At 71.1% G+C, this 18256-nt stretch carries 19 protein-coding genes; 10 read left to right on the top strand and 9 right to left on the bottom strand.

Annotated features, from left to right (window positions below; genetic code table 11):
* Positions 1 to 7: 7 nt before the first annotated feature.
* The 3 genes from IH68_RS0110180 (at position 8) to fabF (ending at position 2717) form a co-directional block, all read left to right on the top strand.
* Positions 8 to 1009 carry a ketoacyl-ACP synthase III gene (locus IH68_RS0110180; protein ID WP_030931812.1) on the top strand — a complete coding sequence of 334 codons (1002 nt, stop codon included), beginning with the start codon at positions 8 to 10 and terminating at the stop codon, positions 1007 to 1009.
* A 108-nt stretch (positions 1010 to 1117) separates the two neighbouring features.
* A complete protein-coding gene (locus tag IH68_RS0110175; protein ID WP_030931809.1) occupies positions 1118 to 1366 on the top strand; it encodes an acyl carrier protein in 249 nt (82 codons plus the stop codon).
* A 79-nt stretch (positions 1367 to 1445) separates the two neighbouring features.
* Positions 1446 to 2717, top strand: coding sequence for a beta-ketoacyl-ACP synthase II (gene fabF / locus IH68_RS0110170; protein ID WP_030931806.1), 1272 nt, complete (start codon positions 1446 to 1448; stop codon positions 2715 to 2717).
* A 144-nt stretch (positions 2718 to 2861) separates the two neighbouring features.
* Here fabF and IH68_RS0110165 read toward each other — a convergent pair whose 3' ends face one another.
* Positions 2862 to 3356 (bottom strand): DUF3145 domain-containing protein, encoded by a 495-nt coding sequence (locus IH68_RS0110165; protein ID WP_030931803.1) that lies wholly within the window; start codon positions 3354 to 3356, stop codon positions 2862 to 2864.
* Positions 3357 to 3622: 266 nt separating this feature from the next.
* Here IH68_RS0110165 and IH68_RS0110160 point away from each other — a divergent pair, with 266 nt between their 5' ends.
* Positions 3623 to 4510 carry an SGNH/GDSL hydrolase family protein gene (locus tag IH68_RS0110160; protein WP_030931800.1) on the top strand — a complete coding sequence of 296 codons (888 nt, stop codon included), beginning with the start codon at positions 3623 to 3625 and terminating at the stop codon, positions 4508 to 4510.
* A 46-nt stretch (positions 4511 to 4556) separates the two neighbouring features.
* The gene (locus IH68_RS0110155; RefSeq protein ID WP_030931797.1) at positions 4557 to 5540 is read left to right on the top strand and encodes an aldose epimerase family protein; all 984 of its coding nucleotides are present in this window, start codon (positions 4557 to 4559) and stop codon (positions 5538 to 5540) included.
* 171 nt (positions 5541 to 5711) lie between these two features.
* Here IH68_RS0110155 and IH68_RS0110150 read toward each other — a convergent pair whose 3' ends face one another.
* Positions 5712 to 8156: a beta-glucosidase family protein gene (locus IH68_RS0110150; RefSeq protein WP_030931794.1), complete on the bottom strand. Its 2445-nt coding sequence runs from the start codon at positions 8154 to 8156 to the stop codon at positions 5712 to 5714.
* A 100-nt stretch (positions 8157 to 8256) separates the two neighbouring features.
* On the opposite strand from IH68_RS0110150, the gene IH68_RS0110145 reads away from it, so the two are divergent.
* Positions 8257 to 8835, top strand: a complete 579-nt coding sequence (locus tag IH68_RS0110145; protein ID WP_030931791.1) for a TetR/AcrR family transcriptional regulator — start codon at positions 8257 to 8259, stop codon at positions 8833 to 8835.
* 9 nt (positions 8836 to 8844) lie between these two features.
* Here the strand turns inward: IH68_RS0110145 and IH68_RS0110140 are convergent, their stop codons facing one another.
* From IH68_RS0110140 to IH68_RS0110130, 3 genes are read right to left on the bottom strand one after another with little or no spacing between them, the layout of a single operon-like run.
* Complete coding sequence (locus IH68_RS0110140) at positions 8845 to 9183, bottom strand: YrdB family protein (protein WP_030931788.1); 339 nt, start codon at positions 9181 to 9183, stop codon at positions 8845 to 8847.
* A 25-nt stretch (positions 9184 to 9208) separates the two neighbouring features.
* Positions 9209 to 9598: a RidA family protein gene (locus tag IH68_RS0110135; RefSeq protein WP_030931785.1), complete on the bottom strand. Its 390-nt coding sequence runs from the start codon at positions 9596 to 9598 to the stop codon at positions 9209 to 9211.
* Between the two features lie 9 nt (positions 9599 to 9607).
* Positions 9608 to 10444 (bottom strand): NAD(P)-dependent oxidoreductase, encoded by an 837-nt coding sequence (locus IH68_RS0110130; protein ID WP_030931782.1) that lies wholly within the window; start codon positions 10442 to 10444, stop codon positions 9608 to 9610.
* Between the two features lie 49 nt (positions 10445 to 10493).
* Between IH68_RS0110130 and IH68_RS0110125 the strand changes: the two genes are divergently transcribed.
* Both IH68_RS0110125 and IH68_RS0110120 read left to right on the top strand, forming a co-directional pair.
* The gene (locus IH68_RS0110125; protein ID WP_078912400.1) at positions 10494 to 11447 is read left to right on the top strand and encodes a LysR family transcriptional regulator; all 954 of its coding nucleotides are present in this window, start codon (positions 10494 to 10496) and stop codon (positions 11445 to 11447) included.
* Positions 11448 to 11542: 95 nt separating this feature from the next.
* A complete protein-coding gene (locus IH68_RS0110120; protein WP_030931777.1) occupies positions 11543 to 12829 on the top strand; it encodes a hypothetical protein in 1287 nt (428 codons plus the stop codon).
* Here the strand turns inward: IH68_RS0110120 and IH68_RS0110115 are convergent.
* Together IH68_RS0110115 and IH68_RS0110110 are read right to left on the bottom strand one after the other, a co-directional pair.
* The gene (locus IH68_RS0110115; protein ID WP_030931774.1) at positions 12807 to 13622 is read right to left on the bottom strand and encodes an EI24 domain-containing protein; all 816 of its coding nucleotides are present in this window, start codon (positions 13620 to 13622) and stop codon (positions 12807 to 12809) included. The genes IH68_RS0110120 and IH68_RS0110115 overlap by 23 nt on opposite strands.
* 49 nt (positions 13623 to 13671) lie before the next feature.
* A complete protein-coding gene (locus tag IH68_RS0110110; protein ID WP_030931770.1) occupies positions 13672 to 14535 on the bottom strand; it encodes a hypothetical protein in 864 nt (287 codons plus the stop codon).
* 275 nt (positions 14536 to 14810) lie between these two features.
* Between IH68_RS0110110 and IH68_RS0110105 the strand changes: the two genes are divergently transcribed.
* On the top strand, positions 14811 to 15962 hold the full coding sequence (locus tag IH68_RS0110105) for an EstA family serine hydrolase (RefSeq protein ID WP_030931767.1): 1152 nt from the start codon (positions 14811 to 14813) through the stop codon (positions 15960 to 15962).
* Positions 15963 to 16121: 159 nt separating this feature from the next.
* Here the strand turns inward: IH68_RS0110105 and IH68_RS0110100 are convergent, their stop codons facing one another.
* Positions 16122 to 16541 (bottom strand): organic hydroperoxide resistance protein, encoded by a 420-nt coding sequence (locus IH68_RS0110100; protein ID WP_030931765.1) that lies wholly within the window; start codon positions 16539 to 16541, stop codon positions 16122 to 16124.
* A gap of 116 nt (positions 16542 to 16657) precedes the next feature.
* Positions 16658 to 17656 carry an NADP-dependent oxidoreductase gene (locus tag IH68_RS0110095; protein WP_030931762.1) on the bottom strand — a complete coding sequence of 333 codons (999 nt, stop codon included), beginning with the start codon at positions 17654 to 17656 and terminating at the stop codon, positions 16658 to 16660.
* Positions 17657 to 17754: 98 nt separating this feature from the next.
* On the opposite strand from IH68_RS0110095, the gene IH68_RS0110090 reads away from it, so the two are divergent.
* Positions 17755 to 18201 (top strand): MarR family winged helix-turn-helix transcriptional regulator, encoded by a 447-nt coding sequence (locus IH68_RS0110090; protein ID WP_030931760.1) that lies wholly within the window; start codon positions 17755 to 17757, stop codon positions 18199 to 18201.
* Positions 18202 to 18256 lie beyond the last annotated feature (55 nt).

Here is an 18256-nt window from a genome sequence, read left to right as displayed (position 1 = left end):
TACGAACATGTCGAAGATCAGGCCCAGCAAGGGCGCCCCGTACGCGCGCATCCTCGGTGTGGGCGGCTACCGCCCGACCCGGGTCGTGCCGAACGAGGTGATCCTCGAAACGATCGACTCGTCCGACGAGTGGATCCGTTCGCGCTCCGGCATCGAGACCCGGCACTGGGCCTCCGACGAGGAGACCGTCGCCGCGATGTCGATCGAGGCGTCCGGCAAGGCGATCGCCGACGCCGGGATCTCCGCCGAGCAGATCGGCGGCGTGATCGTCTCGACCGTCTCGCACTTCAAGCAGACCCCCGCCGTCGCGACGGAGATCGCCGACAAGCTCGGCACCAACAAGGCCGCCGCGTTCGACATCTCCGCGGGCTGCGCGGGCTTCGGCTACGGCCTCACCCTCGCCAAGGGCATGATCGTCGAGGGCAGCGCGGAGTACGTCCTCGTCATCGGCGTGGAGCGGCTGTCCGACCTCACCGACCTGGAGGACCGGGCGACGGCCTTCCTGTTCGGCGACGGTGCGGGCGCGGTCGTGGTCGGCCCCTCCCCGGAGCCGGCGATCGGCCCGACCGTGTGGGGCTCGGAGGGCGACAAGTCCGAGACGATCAAGCAGACCGTGCCGTGGACGGACTACCGCGAAGGCTCGGTCGCCAAGTTCCCTGCGATCACGCAGGAGGGCCAAGCGGTGTTCCGCTGGGCCGTGTTCGAGATGGCGAAGGTCGCCCAGCAGGCGCTGGACGCGGCCGGGATCACCCCGGACGACCTGGACGTCTTCATTCCCCACCAGGCCAACGAGCGGATCATCGACTCGATGGTGAAGACGCTGAAACTGCCGGAGCACGTCACGGTCGCGCGTGACGTACGCACCACCGGCAACACCTCGGCCGCCTCGATTCCGCTCGCCATGGAGCGGCTTCTGGCGACCGGTGAGGCGAAGAGCGGCGACACCGCGCTCGTCATCGGCTTCGGGGCGGGTCTCGTGTACGCCGCGACGGTCGTTACCCTCCCCTAGGCACTCCGTGCCGGATCATCATCGGATCCGGTGCGGAAAGCACTGCAACACCTGCCGCTGACGCGGCGGGCGCCACACCCTCTGGATTACTACGAAGGAGCGCCTGACATGGCCGCCACTCAGGAAGAGATCGTCGCCGGTCTCGCCGACATCGTGAACGAGATCGCCGGCATCCCGGTTGAGGACGTCCAGCTGGACAAGTCCTTCACCGACGACCTGGACGTCGACTCGCTGTCCATGGTCGAGGTCGTCGTCGCCGCCGAAGAGCGCTTCGACGTCAAGATCCCGGACGAGGATGTCAAGAACCTCAAGACGGTCGGCGACGCGACCAACTACATCCTCAAGCACCAGGCCTGAGCCTTTTAGGCCCGGCTGCATTGCCCCGCCACCCGGCGGTGGCGCCGCTGAATCCCGATCCGTTGGAGAAAGAATTCCCGTGAGCCCGACCAATCGCACCGTGGTCGTCACCGGTATCGGCGCAACCACACCGCTGGGTGGCGACGCAGCCTCTACCTGGGAGGGCCTGATCGCCGGCAAGTCCGGCGTGAAGCCCCTGGAGCAGGAGTGGGCCGCCGAGCAGGCGGTCCGTATCGCCGCGCCCGTCGCCGTGGAGCCTTCCGAGGTCATCCCGCGGCCGCAGGCCCGCCGCCTGGACCGCTCGGCGCAGTTCGCGCTGATCGCCGCCAAGGAGGCCTGGGCGGACGCCGGTTTCACCGAGAAGGCCGGTGACGATGCGAGCATCGACCCGGAGCGTCTCGGCGCCGTCATCGCCTCCGGCATCGGCGGTGTCACGACCCTGCTCGACCAGTACGACGTGCTCAAGGAGAAGGGCGTACGCCGCGTCTCCCCGCACACCGTGCCCATGCTGATGCCGAACAGCCCCTCCGCCAACGTGGGTCTCCTCGTGGGCGCCCGTGCGGGCGTGCACACCCCGGTCTCCGCCTGCGCGTCGGGCGCCGAGGCCATCGGCTACGCCATCGAGATGATCCGCACCGGCCGCGCCGACGTCGTCGTCGCGGGTGGCACCGAGGCGGCCATCCACCCGCTCCCCATCGCCGCGTTCGGCAACATGATGGCGATGTCCAAGAACAACGACGACCCGCAGGGCGCCTCGCGTCCCTACGACGTCGCCCGTGACGGCTTCGTCCTCGGCGAGGGCGCGGGCGTCCTCGTCCTGGAGTCCGCCGAGCACGCCGCCAAGCGCGGTGCCCGCGTCTACGCGGAGGCGGTCGGGCAGGGCGTCTCCTCCGACGCCCACGACATCGTGCAGCCGGAGCCCGAGGGCCGCGGCATCGCGCACGCCCTGCAGAACCTGCTGGAGCGCACCGACCTGAACGCGGCGGAGATCGTGCACGTCAACGCGCACGCCACCTCCACGCCGGCCGGTGACGTGGCCGAGCTGAAGGCGCTGCGGAAGGTGTTCGGCGACGACGCCGACCACATGGCGGTCTCGGCCACCAAGTCGATGACCGGTCATCTGCTGGGTGGTGCGGGCGGTGTCGAGTCCGTCGCCACGATCCTTGCGCTGTACCACCGGATTGCTCCGCCGACCATCAATGTCGAGAACCTCGACCCCGAGGCGGAGGCTGCGGCGGACATCGTCCGCGGCGAGGCCCGCAAGCTGCCTGTTGAGGGCCGCATCGCCGCGCTGAACGACTCGTTCGGGTTCGGCGGGCACAACGTGGTGCTGGCGTTCCGTACGGTCTGAGAATTGCCGTGAACGGCGAATGGCCCGTACTCCCAGTTGGGAGCGGGCCATTCGCCGTTTTACTGTCTGTTGTCGGCCGACTGCCGGCCGGTGGGGGTTGATCGCGCAGTTCCCCGCGCCCCTAAAAACCAAAAGCAGGGCGGTTCACACCACCTGGTGCAGCCAGCGCACCGGAGCGCCCTCGCCCGCGTACCTGAAAGGCTCCAACTCGTCGTCCCACGGCTTTCCGAGCAGCTTGGTGATCTCGGACTCCAGTTCCGTCTCGCCCTGCTGTGAGCGGGCCAGGGCGGCGCGGAGGCGGTCCTCGGGGATGAGGATGTCGCCGTGGATGCCGGTGACGGCGTGGAAGATGCCGAGGTCGGGGGTGCAGCTGTAGCGTTCGCCCTCCGCGGTGGGGCAGGGCTCGGCGGTGACCTCGAAGCGCAGGAGTTGCCAGCCGCGCAGCGCCGAGGCGAGCTTGGACGCCGTGCCGACCTCGCCCTGCCAGGAGAACTCCGAGCGCCAGGTGCCGGGGGCGGCGGGCTGCCGGATCCAGTCGAGGTTGACGCGTGTGCCGAGCACCCCGGCGACGGCCCACTCGACGTGCGGGCACAGCGCGCGCGGCGCGGAGTGCACGTACAGAACCCCACGTGTCGTCACCGGGACCTCCGGGCAGAGCAGGACAATCTGGCGAACTGGCGGACGGCCGTGGCCGGGCGGCCACGTTGATGGCGAGGCTACCGTGCGGCGGCGCAAGGAGTGTGACGTACCGTCGGTCCCGATGCGCTGAAACGTCCGCCATTCACCCGGCAGGACGCTTGTACGGGTGTGAACCGTTGCATGGTGCGTGGATCGGGAACTCTCGCGCGTTGTTATGGGGTGACACATCCGTACGTAGACGGACTCACCGAGGGGATCACCGGCGTATGCGGAAGCCAAGCCACCGTTCACGGACCGTTCTCGCCGCCGTGGCGGCGGCCGTCCTGGGCGTCGCCGGCTGCGACGCCGTCGGTGGCAACTCCGCCGGGCCGACGGGCACCAAGGCGCACAGCGCGAAGCCCGCGCCGGCGTGGGACGTGAGCCCCCGTTCGATCGCGGCGGTCGGCGACTCCATCACGCGCGGCTTCGACGCCTGCACGGTCCTGTCGGACTGCCCGGAGGTGTCCTGGGCGACCGGCAGCAGTGCCAAGGTCGACAGCCTCGCCGTACGGCTGCTGGGGAAGGCGCGGGCCGCCGAGCGCAGCTGGAACTACGCGGTGACCGGGGCGCGGATGGCGGACCTGCCGGGCCAGATGGCGCAGGCGGTGACGCGCAGGCCGCAGTTGGTGACGGTGATGGCGGGGGCGAACGACGCCTGCCGGGCCAGCACCGCCGCCATGACCTCGGTGGAGAGCTTCCGCGCGGACTTCGAGGACGCGCTGGGCACCCTGCGCAGGTCGCTGCCGAAGACGCAGGTGTACGTGGCGAGCGTGCCGAACCTGAAGCGGCTGTGGTCGGAGGGCCGCACCAACCCGCTGGGCAAGCAGGTGTGGAAGCTCGGTATCTGTCCCTCCATGCTGGGCGACGCGGACGCGCTGGACTCGGCGGCGACGCTGCGGCGGGACACCGTGCAGAAGCGGGTGGAGGCGTACAACACGGTGCTCAGGGAGGTCTGCGCGAAGGACCGGCGGTGCCGGTTCGACGGGGGCGCGGTGTACGACTACCGGTTCGGCACGGCCCAGTTGAGCCAGTGGGACTGGTTCCATCCCAGTGTGGACGGGCAGGCGCGGCTGGCGGAGATCGCCTACCGGAAGGTCACGGGGAAGAAGGCGTGAGGAGCTGTGATCCGGGGCCACAGGGCCGTGACCTAAAGTTCCGCACATGAACGAACTCTTCGGCACACTTTCCGACGGCACCCCGGTTCACCGCTGGACCCTGGAGCGGGCCGGCGTGCGGGTCCGGATCCTGTCGTACGGCGGGATCGTTCAGTCCCTGGAGATCCCGGACCGGGACGGGCGGGCGGGGAACGTGGTGCTGGGGTTCGCGGACCTGGACGGCTATCTCACGCACCCGGAGCCGTACTTCGGCGCGCTGATCGGCCGGTACGCCAACCGGATCGCGGGCGGGCGATTTCCGCTGGACGGGGTGACGTACGCGCTCGAACCGAACACGCCGCCCAACTCCCTGCACGGCGGGGAGCGCGGATTCGACAAGCGGGTGTGGGACGTGACTGCCCTTGGAGAAGGGGCGCACGGGGTGCGGCTGAGCCGGGTCAGCGCCCATGGTGAGGAGGGCTTCCCGGGGCGGCTGGAGGTCTCGGCGACGTACACGCTCGACGAGTCCGGCGCACTGCACATCGCGTACGAGGCGGTGACGGACGCGCCGACCGTGGTGAACCTGACGAACCACAGCTACTTCGACCTCGGCGGCTCGGGCAGCGCGGGCGGCCACGAACTGCGGCTCGCCGCCTCCCGCTACACCCCGGTCGACGCCGACCTGATCCCGACCGGCGAGCTCGCCGATGTGACGGGCACGCGCTTCGACTTCCGTCAGGCGCGGAAGGTCGGCGCCGGATACGACCACAACTTCGTGCTCGACGGCGGCGTGACCGAGACCGCCCGTGAGGTGGCCGAACTGCACGACCCCGCATCGGGCCGGGTCCTGACCGTGGCCACCACCGAGCCGGGCCTCCAGGTGTACACCGCGGACCATCTGTCGGCCCCCTTCGCCCCCGGCGCCGGCATCGCGCTGGAAACCCAGCATTTCCCGGACTCCCCGAACCGCCCGGACTTCCCGGGCACGGTGCTGCGGCCGGGCGGCGTGTTCCGGTCGGAGACCGTGTACGGCTTCGCAATCCGCCCCTGAAGGGGCGCGGGGCTGTATCGATTCGCGGCTACCGCCGCGTGGGCGCGACCAGCCACAACGCACCCGCAGACGAAAAACGACCCATCACGGCGCACCCCGGCGGAGCGAACCCGCCCCGACCCAGGGGTCAGGTCCCGGGCCGGGGCTGTTCATGGGGAGACTTGTCCCGGATCAGACGTTAATCGTCGCGGTGAGGCGGCGGTCGGTGATCGAGCGGCTCACCTGGATCTCGTACGAACCCTTCACAAATGACCATGAGTTGGTTGCCTCGTCCCAGGCCTCGAAGGCGCGGCGGGGGATCTCGATGACTGCTTCCACCGTCTCGCCGGGGGCCGCCTCGACGCCCGCGAAGCCCGCCAGCCGGCGTGCCGGGCGGTCGGCGCCGGGCTCGGTCGGCGCCAGGTAGACCTGCACGACCTCCCGGCCCGCGCGCTCGCCGGAGTTGCGGACGCGGATCGTGGCGGTGGTGCCGTCGACCTCGACGGACTCGTAGGTCCAGTCGGTGTAGCCGAGGCCGTGGCCGAAGGGGTACGAGGGGGTGCGGCCCTGCTTCTCCCAGGCCCGGTAGCCGATGAAGACGTCCTCGGTGTACGCGAGTTCGCCGCCCTCGGGCACGACCTGGGTGACCGGGGCGTCGGACAGGGAGCCCCAGGTGGTGGGCAGGCGGCCACCCGGCTCGTACGCCCCGGTCAGCACGTCCGCGAGGGCCGCGCCGCCCTCCTGGCCGGGGAACCAGCTGAGCAGGACCGCGGCGACCTCGTCCCGCCACGGGAGCTCGACCGGGGAGCCGGAGTTGACGACCACGACGGTGTTCGGGTTGGCGGCGGCGACGGCGCGGACCAGGTCGTCCTGGCGGCCGGGGAGGGCGAGGTCCTTGCGGTCGAAGCCCTCCGACTCGACGCGGTCGGTGGTGGCGACCACGACGACGGCGGTGTCTGCGGCGCGGGCGGCCTCGACGGCCTCGGCGATCAGCTCGTCGGCGTCGCGCTGCGGTTCCTGGTGGGCGAGCGCGAAGGCGACGACCTTGAAGGGCGTCCCCTCGGGGAGCGCGATCACGTGGTGGAGGGAGACCTCGACCGGTTCACCCGCGGTCAGTTCGACCTCGGCTCGGGGCACGGGCGCGCCGAAGAACGCCTCGAAGGGGTCGCTGTCGTCGGCGGGGCGCTGGACGTCGTCGTAGTACGTGGTGCCGGCGACGGTGAGGGTGAAGGGGCCGGTGCCCTTGATCCCGAAGGTGTGCGTGCCGGTGTCGCGGGGGGTAAAGGTGCCGGTCAGCTCGACGGTGTGGAGGTTCTCGTGGGTGACGCCCTCGGGGAGGTCGGCGCCCATCCACTGGATCTGGCCGTTGGGGGCGCCGCGGGTGCCGATGACCTCGCCGTCCACGTCCCGGCACACCGCGCGCAGCTCGAAGCCCCGGTCGGCGACGGCCAGTTCGGTGTTCGGGTCGGCGCCGACGGCGTAGCTGAGGCTGCCCTCGGGGAGGGCGGCGGTGAGGCCGTCGAGCGGGGAGACGATCCGGTCCGGGAAGACGGTGGCCGAACCGCCGCCCAGGACACGGGCGTCGCGGGCGGCGGCGCCGATGAGGGCGACGGTGCCGGGCCTGAGCGGGAGGGCGTCGTTCTCGTTGCGGACCAGAACGAAGGAGCGGCGGGCGATCTCGCGGGCCAGCGTCTCGCCGTCCACGGTCGCGGGCAGCTCGGTCACGGCGGGCTCGGCGGACTCCAGGGCGCCGACCCGGGCGGCGAGCCGCAGGACGTTGCGGACGGCCGCGTCGACCGTGGCCTCCTCGACCTCGCCGTCCCGCACGGCCTGGGCGAGCGCGGGACCGTAGACGGTCTGCGGGCCCGGCATGGCCACGTCCAGGCCGCCCTTGATGGCGGCGACCGTCGAGCGGGCGGCCATCCAGTCGGAGACGTTGTAACCGTCGAAGCCCCACTCGCCGCGCAGCACGCCGTTCACGAGACGGGCGTGTTCGGTCATCGTCGTCCCGTTGACCGTGTTGTAGGCGGTCATGATGCCCCAAGGGCGGGCCTCGGCGACGATGATCTCGAAGGGCGCGAGGTACAGCTCGCGCAGCGCCCGCTCGCTCACCAGGTTGTTGACGGTGAAGCGGTCGGTCTCGGCGTCGTTGGCGACGAAGTGCTTGACGGTGGTGCCGACGCCGCCTTCCTGTACGCCGGTGACGTATCCGGCGCCGATGCGTCCCGTCAGATACGGGTCCTCGCTGTACGCCTCGAAGTGCCGCCCGCCGAGCGGCGAGCGGTGCAGATTGACCGTCGGCGCGAGCAGCACGTGCACGCCCTTGCGCCGGGCCTCCTGGGCGAGCAGGGTGCCGGCGCGGCGGGCCAGTCCCGGGTCCCAGGTGGCGGCGAGGGCGGTCGGGGAGGGCAGGGCGATGGAGGGGTCGTCGGCGGTCCAGCGCACGCCCCGCACCCCGATCGGGCCGTCGGACATGACGAGGGACTCGAGCCCGATCTCCGGCAGCGCGGGCAGCGACCACACGTCCTGCCCGGACAGCAGCCGGGCCTTCGCGTCCAGGTCCAGCTTGCCCAGCGCCGCCTCGACGGCGGCCTCGCGCGCCTGGTCGGCCGGAGAGGTGTCAGTGGTTCCCGCCATCGGGGCCTCCTCGTCGAGTCATGTCCTGGGGGTCATCGTGCACCCGCTACCTGTAACACGGTAGGTTTCGTTATCGTCCCGTAATATTTACTGTTCGGTGATGCCGTACGGTGACGCCATGAACGCCAGGGTCAGAAGCGAGGAGCGGCGCGCGGAGATCGTGCGGGCGGCGCTGGAGGTGATCGCCGAGCGCGGGTACCGGGGCGCGTCCCTGGCCGCGGTCGCGGAGCGTGTCGGGCTCACCCAGCAGGGGCTGCTGCACTACTTCCCGACCAAGGACGCGCTGCTGGTCGCCGTCCTGAAGGACCGGGACCAGTGGGATGCCGTGCCGGCCACGCAGTGGCGGGTGGATCTGCTGGCCTCGCTGGTCGAGTACAACGCCATGCGGCCCGGCATCATCCAGACCTTCTCGGCGCTGCTGGGCGAGAGCGTGACGGAGGGGCATCCGGCGCGGGCGTACTTCACCGACCGGTACCGGCAGGTGCGGGAGAGCATGGCGGCGGTGTTGCGTGCGGAGTACGGGGAGCGGCTGCCGAACGGGCTTACGCCGGAGAGGACGGCTCCGCTGCTGGTGGCCGTGATGGACGGTTTGCAGTACCAGTGGCTGCTGGACCCGGAGTCGGTGGACATGCCGGGGGCGTTTCGGGATTTCCTGGCGCTGCTGGGTGAGGAAGTCTGAACTCCCCTGCTACTGGCGCCAGATGACGGCGAGCGTCTTGCTCACGGCGCACACGGCGGCGAAGGCGAGCGCCCAGGCCATGGCTCCGGCGGCGAACAGCGCGGCCACGCCGGCCCCGAACCAGAGCAGTTCGAAGCCGACACGGACCGCTCCGCGGGTCTTGTACGACGCCTTCTGGGAGCCGAACAGCGCCCACAGCACGATCAGCAGGGCCGGGGCGCCGAGGCCGAGCAGCCAGGCGAGCCAGGTGGCCACGTCCCGGGTGAAACCCCAGTAGGAGACGGCCGCGAGGGCGCCGAGTTCGATGAGGAACAGGACGCCGAGGTTCGCTGCCTTGATTGCTTTCATGGGCGGCAGTATCGCCCGGAACGGATCACTCCGGGGCGGGCACGGCGGCGACGACCTCGATCTCGATCCGCGCCTCGGGCCGGAACAGCCGCGACGCCTCGAAGGTCATGCTCGTCGGCGGCGTCCCGGTGAGGAACTCCCGCCGTACGGAGCCGTATTCCTGCAGCTCGCCGATGTCGGTCAGATACGAGCGGATGTTGATGACGTCGGCCAGGGTCGCACCGTGGGCGCGGAGCAGGGCGTCGAGCCCCTCGAAGATGCCGCGTGTCTGCTCGGCGAGGGTGACGCCCTCGGCGATCTGGCCGGAGACGAACAACAGGGCGCTGCCGTCATGGTGTTCGACGCGGGCGACCTGGGAGTAGTAGGGGCCGGCGGGCTGTGGGGCGTCGGCCGGGTTGTCGAGAGTGACCTTCACGGGGCTCCTTCAGACGGTTCGGATGCGGGCGGCGGCACGGGAGAGGTCCGCATTCGCGAGGGCGGGGTCGGCGGCGGCCCGGCGGTAGTGGTCCAACGCGGCTTCCATGGCGGGCAGTTCGGCCGCCTTCGTCGCCAGCGCCAGGTCCTTGACCGCGAGGGCGGTACCGAAGTGCACGCCTTGCGCGAAGGCGCGGGCGACGGCTCCGCCCAGCGGGCTGTTCGCGAGGGCGGTGCGCGCGGTGTCGCCGTCCACGCCCAGGGCGTCGGCCAGCCGCAGCGCCTCGGCGACCAGGGCCACGCCGCCGATGACGGCCGAGTTGAGGACGAGCTTGAGGGCAGCGGCGGAGCCGGGGCCGCCGGTGCGGGTGACGGTGCCGAGGCGGGCCAGGACGTGCTCGACGCCGGCCGTGTCGCCGCCGGCGAGGATGCCCAGCTCACCGGCGGCCGCCCGGTCGGTGCTTCCCATGACCGGGGCGTCGACGAGGGTGACCGACTCTCCCGCCCTGACGGCGAGTTCGCGTACGGCGTCCGGGCCGACGGTCGACATCTCGATCCAGCGGGTGCCGGGGCGCAGTGCGGGCACGACCTCGTCGGCGATCGCGTCGAGCGCGGCCGGGTCGGCGAGCATCGTGATCACCACGTCGGCCTCCCGCACTGCGTCAGCCGGCGACGCGGCCAGCACGGCTCCCTCGGCGACCAGCGGTGCGGCCTTGGCGGCGGTGCGGTTCCAGACGGTCAACGGGTGCCCTGCGGCGAGGAGTCGGCGGGCCATGGGGGCACCCATGTGCCCCAGGCCCAGGAATGCGATCTGATCGGTGCGCTCTGTCTGATCGGTCTGCGGCATGCCGTCGACGCTAGGCCGCCCCATGCGATGCGACAAGCGAATGTCTAGCATGGCTGCCATGCCGAAACAGCATCCCGCAGCAGGTGTACCGGTACCGGACCTCTCCACCGTCTGGCTGCGGGTGTTCCTGGTGGTCGCCCGGCACGGTTCGTTCACCGTGGCCGCGCGGGCGCTCGGGTGGACGCAGTCGGCGGTGTCACGGCAGATCTCCTCGCTGGAGGCAGCGCTCGGCGGGGCCCCGCTCTTCGACCGGCTGCCGCGCGGCGTACGGCTCACGGAGGCCGGCCGGGTGCTCGTCCCGCACGCGGAGACGGTCGCCGAGACACTGCACGGCGCCGCGCGCGAACTGGCGGCCCTGCGTGAAGTGGCGGGCGGGCGGCTGCGGTTCGGGGCGTTCGCGACGGCCGACGCGGCGCTGGTGCCGCACGCCCTGGCCGCGTTCCGCGCCCGCCACCCCCGGGTCCGGCTCTCCCGCGAGGAGGGCCTCACGCCCGGCCTCCTGGACCGGCTGGCCGCGGGCCATCTGGACCTGGCGGTCGTCTCGACGACCGGGCGTGCGCCCCTGGAGTCGTACGAACTCCACCACCTCCTCGACGAGTCGCTGTACGTCGCCGTCCCGGCCGACCACCCACTGGCCGCCCACGAGGGCCCGGTACGGCTCGGTCAACTCGCCGAGGCCGACTGGATCTCCGGCAGCTCCCGCCCCGAGGGCACCCTCCTGGACGCCGCCCTGCGCCAGGGGTTCCGCCCGCGCGTGACGCACGTCGTCGGCGAGTGGACCGCCAAGCAGGGGTATGTCGCCGCAGGACTCGGAGTCACCCTGGTCCCCGCCCTCGCCGCCGAGTCCGTGCGCCCGGACATCGCGCTGCTGCCGGTTATCGACGAGGGGGCTCCGGCCCGGGCGGTGTACGCGGCGACGGCGCGGGGGCGGGCCCTGACGCCGGCCGTGGAGGCGTTCGTCGGGGCGCTGCGGGAGGCGGTGGCTCGTATCCCGGCCACTTGAGCCCCACCCCATGGCGTGGACCACTTCCGTCACGCGATACTGCGGCCGTCCGCACCACGCTCCCCCACGACGGCGACGGAAGGACCTGAACTCCCTTGAATTCCATACGTGTTCGGATCGGTGTACTCGGACTGGCGCTGCTGACCGGGTTCGCGGCCCCCACCACGGCGACCGCCGCCGGGACGGTCCCCTCCCCCACCGTGGAGGAACAGCGGCTCGACAAGGCCGTACCGCAGGAGATCCTCGAACGGTCCGGCTTCGACGACGTGGCACCCGGGCTCAGCCGCGCACTGGAGGGGGCCCGTTCCTATGCGCAGGCCCGCCGCATCCTCGTACACGAGGGGTCGGCGCTGTGGCGGCGGGCCGTGGACCGGGCGCAGGGGCGTGGTCCGGCGGGCGGGGACCTGGCCCGGGACGACGACCGGCCGCTGTACTGGGCGCGGCTCGGGATGACCCGGGAAGTGCGCACCTGGGAGCCGGAGTTCGGGCTGAGCGACCAGCAACGGGCGGCGCTGATCGATGCGTTGGAGCGCACCTCGCGCGGGCAGACCGACGTCCGCTACCCGCCGCATGGCAAGGGCCTGAGGCGCGTGCTCGTCACCGGTTTCGATCCCTTCACGCTGGACCGGGACATCCGGATCTCCAACCCTTCCGGGGCCACCGCGCTCGCGCTCGACGGAACGGTGATCCAGACGGCGCACGGACCGGCGCGGGTCGAGACCGTCGTGTTCCCGGTGCGCTGGCAGGACTTCGCTGGGGGCACCTCCCAGGCTTTTGGCACTGGGGGAGGCACGGTGGAGCGGACGCTGCGGCCGTATCTGAAGAAGGTGGACCTGTTCACGACCGTGAGCCAGGGGCGGGTCGGGCGGTTCGACGTGGAGCGGACCAACGGGGCCTGGCGGGGCGGGTTCCCCGACAACGACAACATCAGCCGGACGGAGACCGTCCCGGTCACGGATCCCGCCTCACAGCCGCAGTGGACGACGACCACTCTGCCCTACAAGGAGATCGTGGCCGCGAACACGGGGCGCTTCCCCGTCTACGACCACACGGAGGTGACCGAGATCCCGGCGGGCGGCACGGATGCGGTGGTACGGCCGGACGGGCCGACTCCCGGCTCGACCGCGCGGGCCGGCGGCGGGGGCAACTACCTCTCCAACGAGATCGCCTACCGGGCCACCCTGCTGCGGGACCGTCTCGGGCTGCACGGCACCCTGCCCGGCGGCCATGTGCACACGCCGGTGCTGCAGTTCGGCACGGGCAACACCGATCCGGCGACCGGGACGGTCACGGACCCGCAGTTCCTGCAGAACCGGCAGGACATCATCGCTCAGGTACGGGCGATCCTGACCGTGGCGGTCAATGCCACGACTGCTGGGTGACGTCTTCCGGCTCGGGGTCCGCGGTGGTGTCGTCGCCACCCTCCTCGGTCTCCTCGCCCAGCAGCTCCCGCGCCAGCAGCGTCGCGCCGGCGACCGCGCCCGGCATCAGGAACACCGCGACGAACGGCACCAGGAAGGCCAGGCCCAGCGGGGTGCCGAAGCCCCACACCAGGGTCTTGCGGGAGCGGAGCAGGGTGAGGCGGGCACGTAGTTCGACGCCGCGGCGCTGGAGGGCCACCGCGGTGAGTTCCTCCGTGAGGAAGAACCCCGTAACGAAGAAGCCGATCACCGGGACGACGGTCTGGCCGACGAGCGGGAGGAAGCCGAGGGCGAAGAGCAGGACGCCCCAGAGCAGTGCCCGCACGAGGATACGGAGGCTGTCGCGGGCCGAGATCCACAGTTCGCGCCAGAGGGGGAGGCCGGACTCCGGGGCGGTGCCGTCCGGGGAGACGTCACGGTCGACCTTCTCGGAGAGGTTCTCGTAGAAGGGCTGGCCCATGAGCAGCGTCACCGCGGTGAAGGTGAGGACGGCCAGGAGCAGAGCCAGGGCGAAGAGTACTGCGGTGAGGAAGCCTCGGAAGATGCCTTGCCAGGGGCTGGACCAGTCGTTGGCGAAGGGTGTTGCCCAGGTGACGGCGTCTTCGCCCCACAGGGCGAGGGTGGTCAGCGCCGCTATGTAGAGGACGAGGGTTATCAGGCCTGGCAGCAGGCCGAAGCCGTACTGCTTGCCGTGGCCGGCCACCCATCGTTGGCCCTTGAGTAGGTAGGTGAAGCCCGCCCCGAGATCTCGCATGGGGGGAATTTTATCGGGGAGGGGGTGGGGGGTGGATCTGGGCTGCAGCTCACGGTGTTGAGACTGCGACCACAACGCCCCGCTCCGCCGCCGGCGAAACGGCCGCACTCACCCGTACCGCCGCCGCCCGTGCCACCCGGCCCGCCCGGGATGCCGCGGCCAGCAGCAGGGGCTGGAGCTGCTCGAAGCCGGACACCAGCATCTCCTCGCCCGCGATCAGTACCGGTCGTGCCGCCTTCGTCGTTGCCGCCGCTGCTTCCGCGAGGTCGGCCAGTGGGGGCAGGGTTGCTCGGACCACGCCTGCTCCGGCGGCTGCGGCGCGTTCTGCGAGGGCGACCTGGAGGGGCATCAGTGGGGCGAGGGCTGCGGTCAACGCGTCGGCGACGCGGCGGAGTTCGGGGGAGGACTCGCGCAGGACGTCTGCTGCTGCCCGGAGTACCGGCGTCACCGCGAGAAGTGCTCCCGCGGCCACGCCCGCCGCCGCGGGCAGCAGGGGGGAGGTCGCCTCGACCAGGTCGCCGAGGGCGTCCGCGAACTCCTCCACGGCCGGCTCGACCGCGTCCAGCACCGGCAGGAGGCTGTCGCCGATCGCCGTCAGCAGTGCCTGCGCCGGTTCGCTCACCGGGTGCACGGCGAGCGGCGCCCCGCTCGTGCCCAGCCGGGTCAGGGTGTCGACGATCCGGTAGAACGCCTCCTGCGCCTGCGGCGACGCGCTCGCCTCGGCCAGTTCCGCGGTGGTCTCGCGGAGCACGCGCAGCACCTCCGCGCCCGAGCCGTCCCGCGGGTCGAAGGTGTTCATCGCGATCCGGGTGATGTTCCCGGCCGTGTCCAGGAGCTGGCCGGTGATGTCGGTGGTGTTGCGTGCCATGCGCAGCACGTCGTCCCTGCTGGGGAGCGAGGGGATCGTTGCCATGGGCTCTCCTCGGCTGGAGCCTGTGTGCCGACGGTCGCCCCTCAGCATGCCCCCATCCGACGGACCGCGTCGCCCCTTCCGGCCCACCCACGATGCGCCAAACGGGGCATCCGTGACATGAACTACCTCTTGTTGGGGTTGAGTCGAACGGGTACATCTCGCCGTATCGATCTCAGGAAGCCCAGGAGGAGGTACACGTGGGCACCACGCGAACCGCCCTGGCGCGACCTGCACTGATCGCCCCCTCGCCCAGCGGCCGAGCTTGAGGAGAACGGATGACGCAGCAGATCCACGGCACCGTCGCGGACGGCTTCGAGGCAGTGCGTGAGGAGTTCGCCGCGTTCGTTGCGGGGGAACTACCCGACTACGAAGGCCAGTTGTGCGCGTATGTGCACGGCCGCAAGGTCGTCGACCTGTGGGCCGGGGACGGCAACGACGCCGAGTCCCTCTACGGCGTCTTCTCGTCGACCAAGGGCGCCGCCCATCTGGTCGTCGCGCTCCTCGTGCAGGACGGCACGCTCGAGCTGGACCGCAAAGTGACGTACTACTGGCCGGAGTTCGGGACCGAGGGCAAGGCGACGCTGACGCTGCGGGACCTGGTCACCCATCGCGCCGGGCTGATCGGGCTCGACGCCGGGTTCAGCGAGGACGAGCTGGCCGACGACCGCGCGATCGCCGAACGGCTCGCCGACCAGCGGCCGTTCTGGCGCCCGGGCACGGCGTTCGGCTACCACGCGCTCGTCATCGGCGCGCTCGCCGGAGAGGTGGTGCGGCGGGCCACGGGCCACACCCTCCAGGAGATCTACGAGGAGCGGGTGCGGGCCCCGTACGGGCTGGACTTCTTCCTGGGGCTGCCCGAGGCGCTGGAGCCCCGCTTCCGGTCCGTGCAGCCGATGGCCCCGACGGCGAAGCAGCAGGCCTTCCTGGACGCGACGCCGAGAGGGCCGCACACGCTCGCCTCGATCGCGTTCAACACGCATGTGCCCGAGCCGGGGGATCTGGTCGGCCACGCCAACTCCCGTACCGTGCGCGCCAAGGGCCCGGCGTCGGCGGGCGGAGTCGCCGCGGCGCGCGGGCTCGCCGGGATGTACGCGGCGGCGATCAGCGAGGTGGCGGGGCGGCCGCCGCTGCTGAAGCCGGACACCGTCGCCGAGGTCGGGCAGGTCCACTCGGCCGGGTACGACCTGGTGGCCCGCGCCCAGCGGGCCTTCGGCCTCGGCTTCCAGGCGACGGGCGAGGCCTGGTACCTGTTCCTGGGCGCCGGGGCCTTCGGGCACGCCGGAGCGGGCGGCTCCCAGGCGTTCGCGGACCCGCGCAGCGGCCTGGCGTACGGCTACACCCGGCGGCGCATCGCCTTCCCGGGTGGCGCGGCACCGGAGAACGAGCGGCTGGTCAAAGCGGTGCATGGCGCTGCACTTGGCATCTGAGAGCTTCACCGGCGCGTTTTCACCTGCCGGTACGTTGTGGCTGTTCGCGCAGTTCCCCGCGCCCCTTAAGGGGCGCTACCGATCCCCGTGGCAACGAGTACAAGACGGAGGCCGCACCCCACGTCCAGGGGTGCGGCCTCCGTCCTAGCAACGAGTGCGTCAGACCAGCGTCACGGTGATGTTGCCGCGGATCGCCTTCGAGTACGGGCAGACCTGGTGGGCCTTCTCCAGGAGGGCCCTGGCCGGTTCCGCGTCGACGCCCGGGATCCGGGCCGAGATCTCGACGATGATTCCGAAGCCGTCGTCGTTCTTGCCGATGCCGACCTTCGCGGTGACCGTCGAACCGGAGATGTCGGCCTTCTCCTGGCGGGCCACGACGCCCAGCGCGCCCTGGAAGCAGGCGCTGTAGCCGGCCGCGAACAGCTGCTCCGGGTTGGTGCCGGCGCCGCTGCCGCCCATCTCCTTGGGCGGGTTCACGACGACGTCGAGCTTGCCGTCGTCGGTGGCGACCCGGCCGTCGCGACCGTTCTCGGCGGTGGCGACGGCGGTGTAGAGGACGTCGGTCTGCTGGATGGACATGCGGTTGTCTTCCTCCTCGGTCCGCCGCGACTCGCGCCCACGATCGACGACGGTTTCGGAAAGAAGTTACCGCATGCCGGAATCAGCAAGGAAGGGTGAGGAGGACTGCAGAAGACCTACAGCTTGACGATCATCTTTCCGGTGTTGTCGCCGCGCAGGACCCCGAGGAAGGCCTCCAGGTTGTTCTCGATGCCCTCGACGACCGTCTCGCGGTACTTCAGCTGCCCCGAGGCGACCCAGGGGCCGACCTCCTGGACGAACTCGGGCTGGAGGTCGTAGTGGTCGCCGACCAGGAAGCCCTCGATGCGGCCGCGGGTCTGGATGAGCCGGGCGAGGTTGCGCGGTCCCGGCGCCGGCTCGGTGTTGTTGTAGACCGAGATCATGCCGCAGATCGCGATCCGGCCGCCCTGGTTGAGGGAGCCGATGGCCGCCTCCAGGTGGTCACCGCCGACGTTGTCGAAGTAGACGTCGACCCCGTCGGGCGCGGCCTCGCGCAGCTGTCGGCCCACCGGGCCGTTCTTGTAGTTGAACGCGGCGTCGAAGCCGTACTCCTCGACGAGGAGCTTGACCTTCTCGTCGGAGCCGGCGGAGCCGATCACCCGGGAGGCGCCCTTGAGCTTGGCGATCTGGCCGACCTGACTGCCGACGGCACCCGCGGCGCCGGACACGAAGACCGCGTCGCCCTCCTTGAACGCACCGACCCGCAGCAGGCCCGCGTACGCCGTCAGACCCGTCATACCGAGCACACCGAGGTACGTGCTCAGCGGCGCGGCCTCCGGGTCGACCTTGACGGCGGTCTTCGGGTCCACGACCGCGTACTCGCGCCAGCCGAAGAAGTGCAGCAGGTGGTCGCCGACGGCGATGCCCTCGGCGTTGGACTCGACCACCTCGCCGACCGCACCTCCCTGCATGACCTTGCCCAGCTCGAAGGGCGCGACGTACGACTTCGCGTCGCTCATGCGGCCACGCATGTACGGGTCGACCGAAAGGTACTTGTTGCGGACCAGCACCCGGCCCTCACCCGGCGTCGCGACCTCCGTCTCGACCAGGGCGAAGTCCTCGGGCTTCGGCCAGCCGACGGGGCGGCTGAGCAGGTGCCATTCGCGGTTGATCATGACGAGTGCCTTTCGAGCGTGCGGGAAATACTTCAGTACCTGAAACAACAATGCTCCTGAATATTTCAGGTTGTCAAGTAACGCGGTACGCTGAGCCCATGGCCACTCCACCGAACACCCGCCGTCCCGATGAACTGACCCTGGAGGTCGTCGAGCTCATCGGTGACATCGTGGCCCGCTATCACGAGGACTACGAGGACGCCGCCGCCGAGCACTCGCTGACCGGCGCCCAGGCCCGTCTGCTGAGTCTGCTCTCCCTGGAACCGCTGCCCATGCGCAAGCTGGCCCAGAAACTCCGGTGCGAACCGTCCAACGTGACCGGCATCGTCGACCGCCTGGAGTCCCGTGGCCTGGTGGAACGCCGCCCCGACCCGGCCGACCGGCGGGTGAAGCTGGCGGCGGCGACGCAGGAGGGCCGACGGGTGGCCAAGGACCTGCGCGAGTCCCTGCGCTTCGCACGCGAACCGCTGGCGGGGCTCGGCAGGGAGGAACGGCTGGCACTGAGGGGCCTGCTGCGGCAGATGCTGCGGCAGACCGAGGACTGAGACCGGCACCACCCGCCAAGCGTAGGTCCGGCGCACATGCGAAGAGGTCCGGCGC

The organism is Streptomyces sp. NRRL S-646, from assembly GCF_000720765.1.
In the GTDB taxonomy this organism is placed as follows: domain Bacteria; phylum Actinomycetota; class Actinomycetes; order Streptomycetales; family Streptomycetaceae; genus Streptomyces.
This window is presented reverse-complemented; position numbering and strand designations above follow the sequence as displayed.

Bases quoted from the DNA above. Each gene is read 5' to 3' on its own strand.
- IH68_RS0110095 (WP_030931762.1), bottom strand. From the start codon at position 17,656: ATGATCAACCGCGAATGGCACCTGCTCAGCCGCCCCGTCGGCTGGCCG.
- IH68_RS0110145 (WP_030931791.1), top strand. From the start codon at position 8,257: ATGCCGTACGGTGACGCCATGAACGCCAGGGTCAGAAGCGAGGAGCGG.
- IH68_RS0110155 (WP_030931797.1), top strand. From the start codon at position 4,557: ATGAACGAACTCTTCGGCACACTTTCCGACGGCACCCCGGTTCACCGC.
- IH68_RS0110180 (WP_030931812.1), top strand. From the start codon at position 8: ATGTCGAAGATCAGGCCCAGCAAGGGCGCCCCGTACGCGCGCATCCTC.
- IH68_RS0110160 (WP_030931800.1), top strand. From the start codon at position 3,623: ATGCGGAAGCCAAGCCACCGTTCACGGACCGTTCTCGCCGCCGTGGCG.
- IH68_RS0110110 (WP_030931770.1), bottom strand. From the start codon at position 14,535: ATGGCAACGATCCCCTCGCTCCCCAGCAGGGACGACGTGCTGCGCATG.
- IH68_RS0110115 (WP_030931774.1), bottom strand. From the start codon at position 13,622: ATGCGAGATCTCGGGGCGGGCTTCACCTACCTACTCAAGGGCCAACGA.
- IH68_RS0110090 (WP_030931760.1), top strand. From the start codon at position 17,755: ATGGCCACTCCACCGAACACCCGCCGTCCCGATGAACTGACCCTGGAG.
- IH68_RS0110150 (WP_030931794.1), bottom strand. From the start codon at position 8,156: ATGGCGGGAACCACTGACACCTCTCCGGCCGACCAGGCGCGCGAGGCC.
- IH68_RS0110130 (WP_030931782.1), bottom strand. From the start codon at position 10,444: ATGCCGCAGACCGATCAGACAGAGCGCACCGATCAGATCGCATTCCTG.
- IH68_RS0110140 (WP_030931788.1), bottom strand. From the start codon at position 9,183: ATGAAAGCAATCAAGGCAGCGAACCTCGGCGTCCTGTTCCTCATCGAA.
- IH68_RS0110125 (WP_078912400.1), top strand. From the start codon at position 10,494: ATGGCTGCCATGCCGAAACAGCATCCCGCAGCAGGTGTACCGGTACCG.
- IH68_RS0110175 (WP_030931809.1), top strand. From the start codon at position 1,118: ATGGCCGCCACTCAGGAAGAGATCGTCGCCGGTCTCGCCGACATCGTG.
- IH68_RS0110105 (WP_030931767.1), top strand. From the start codon at position 14,811: ATGACGCAGCAGATCCACGGCACCGTCGCGGACGGCTTCGAGGCAGTG.
- IH68_RS0110100 (WP_030931765.1), bottom strand. From the start codon at position 16,541: ATGTCCATCCAGCAGACCGACGTCCTCTACACCGCCGTCGCCACCGCC.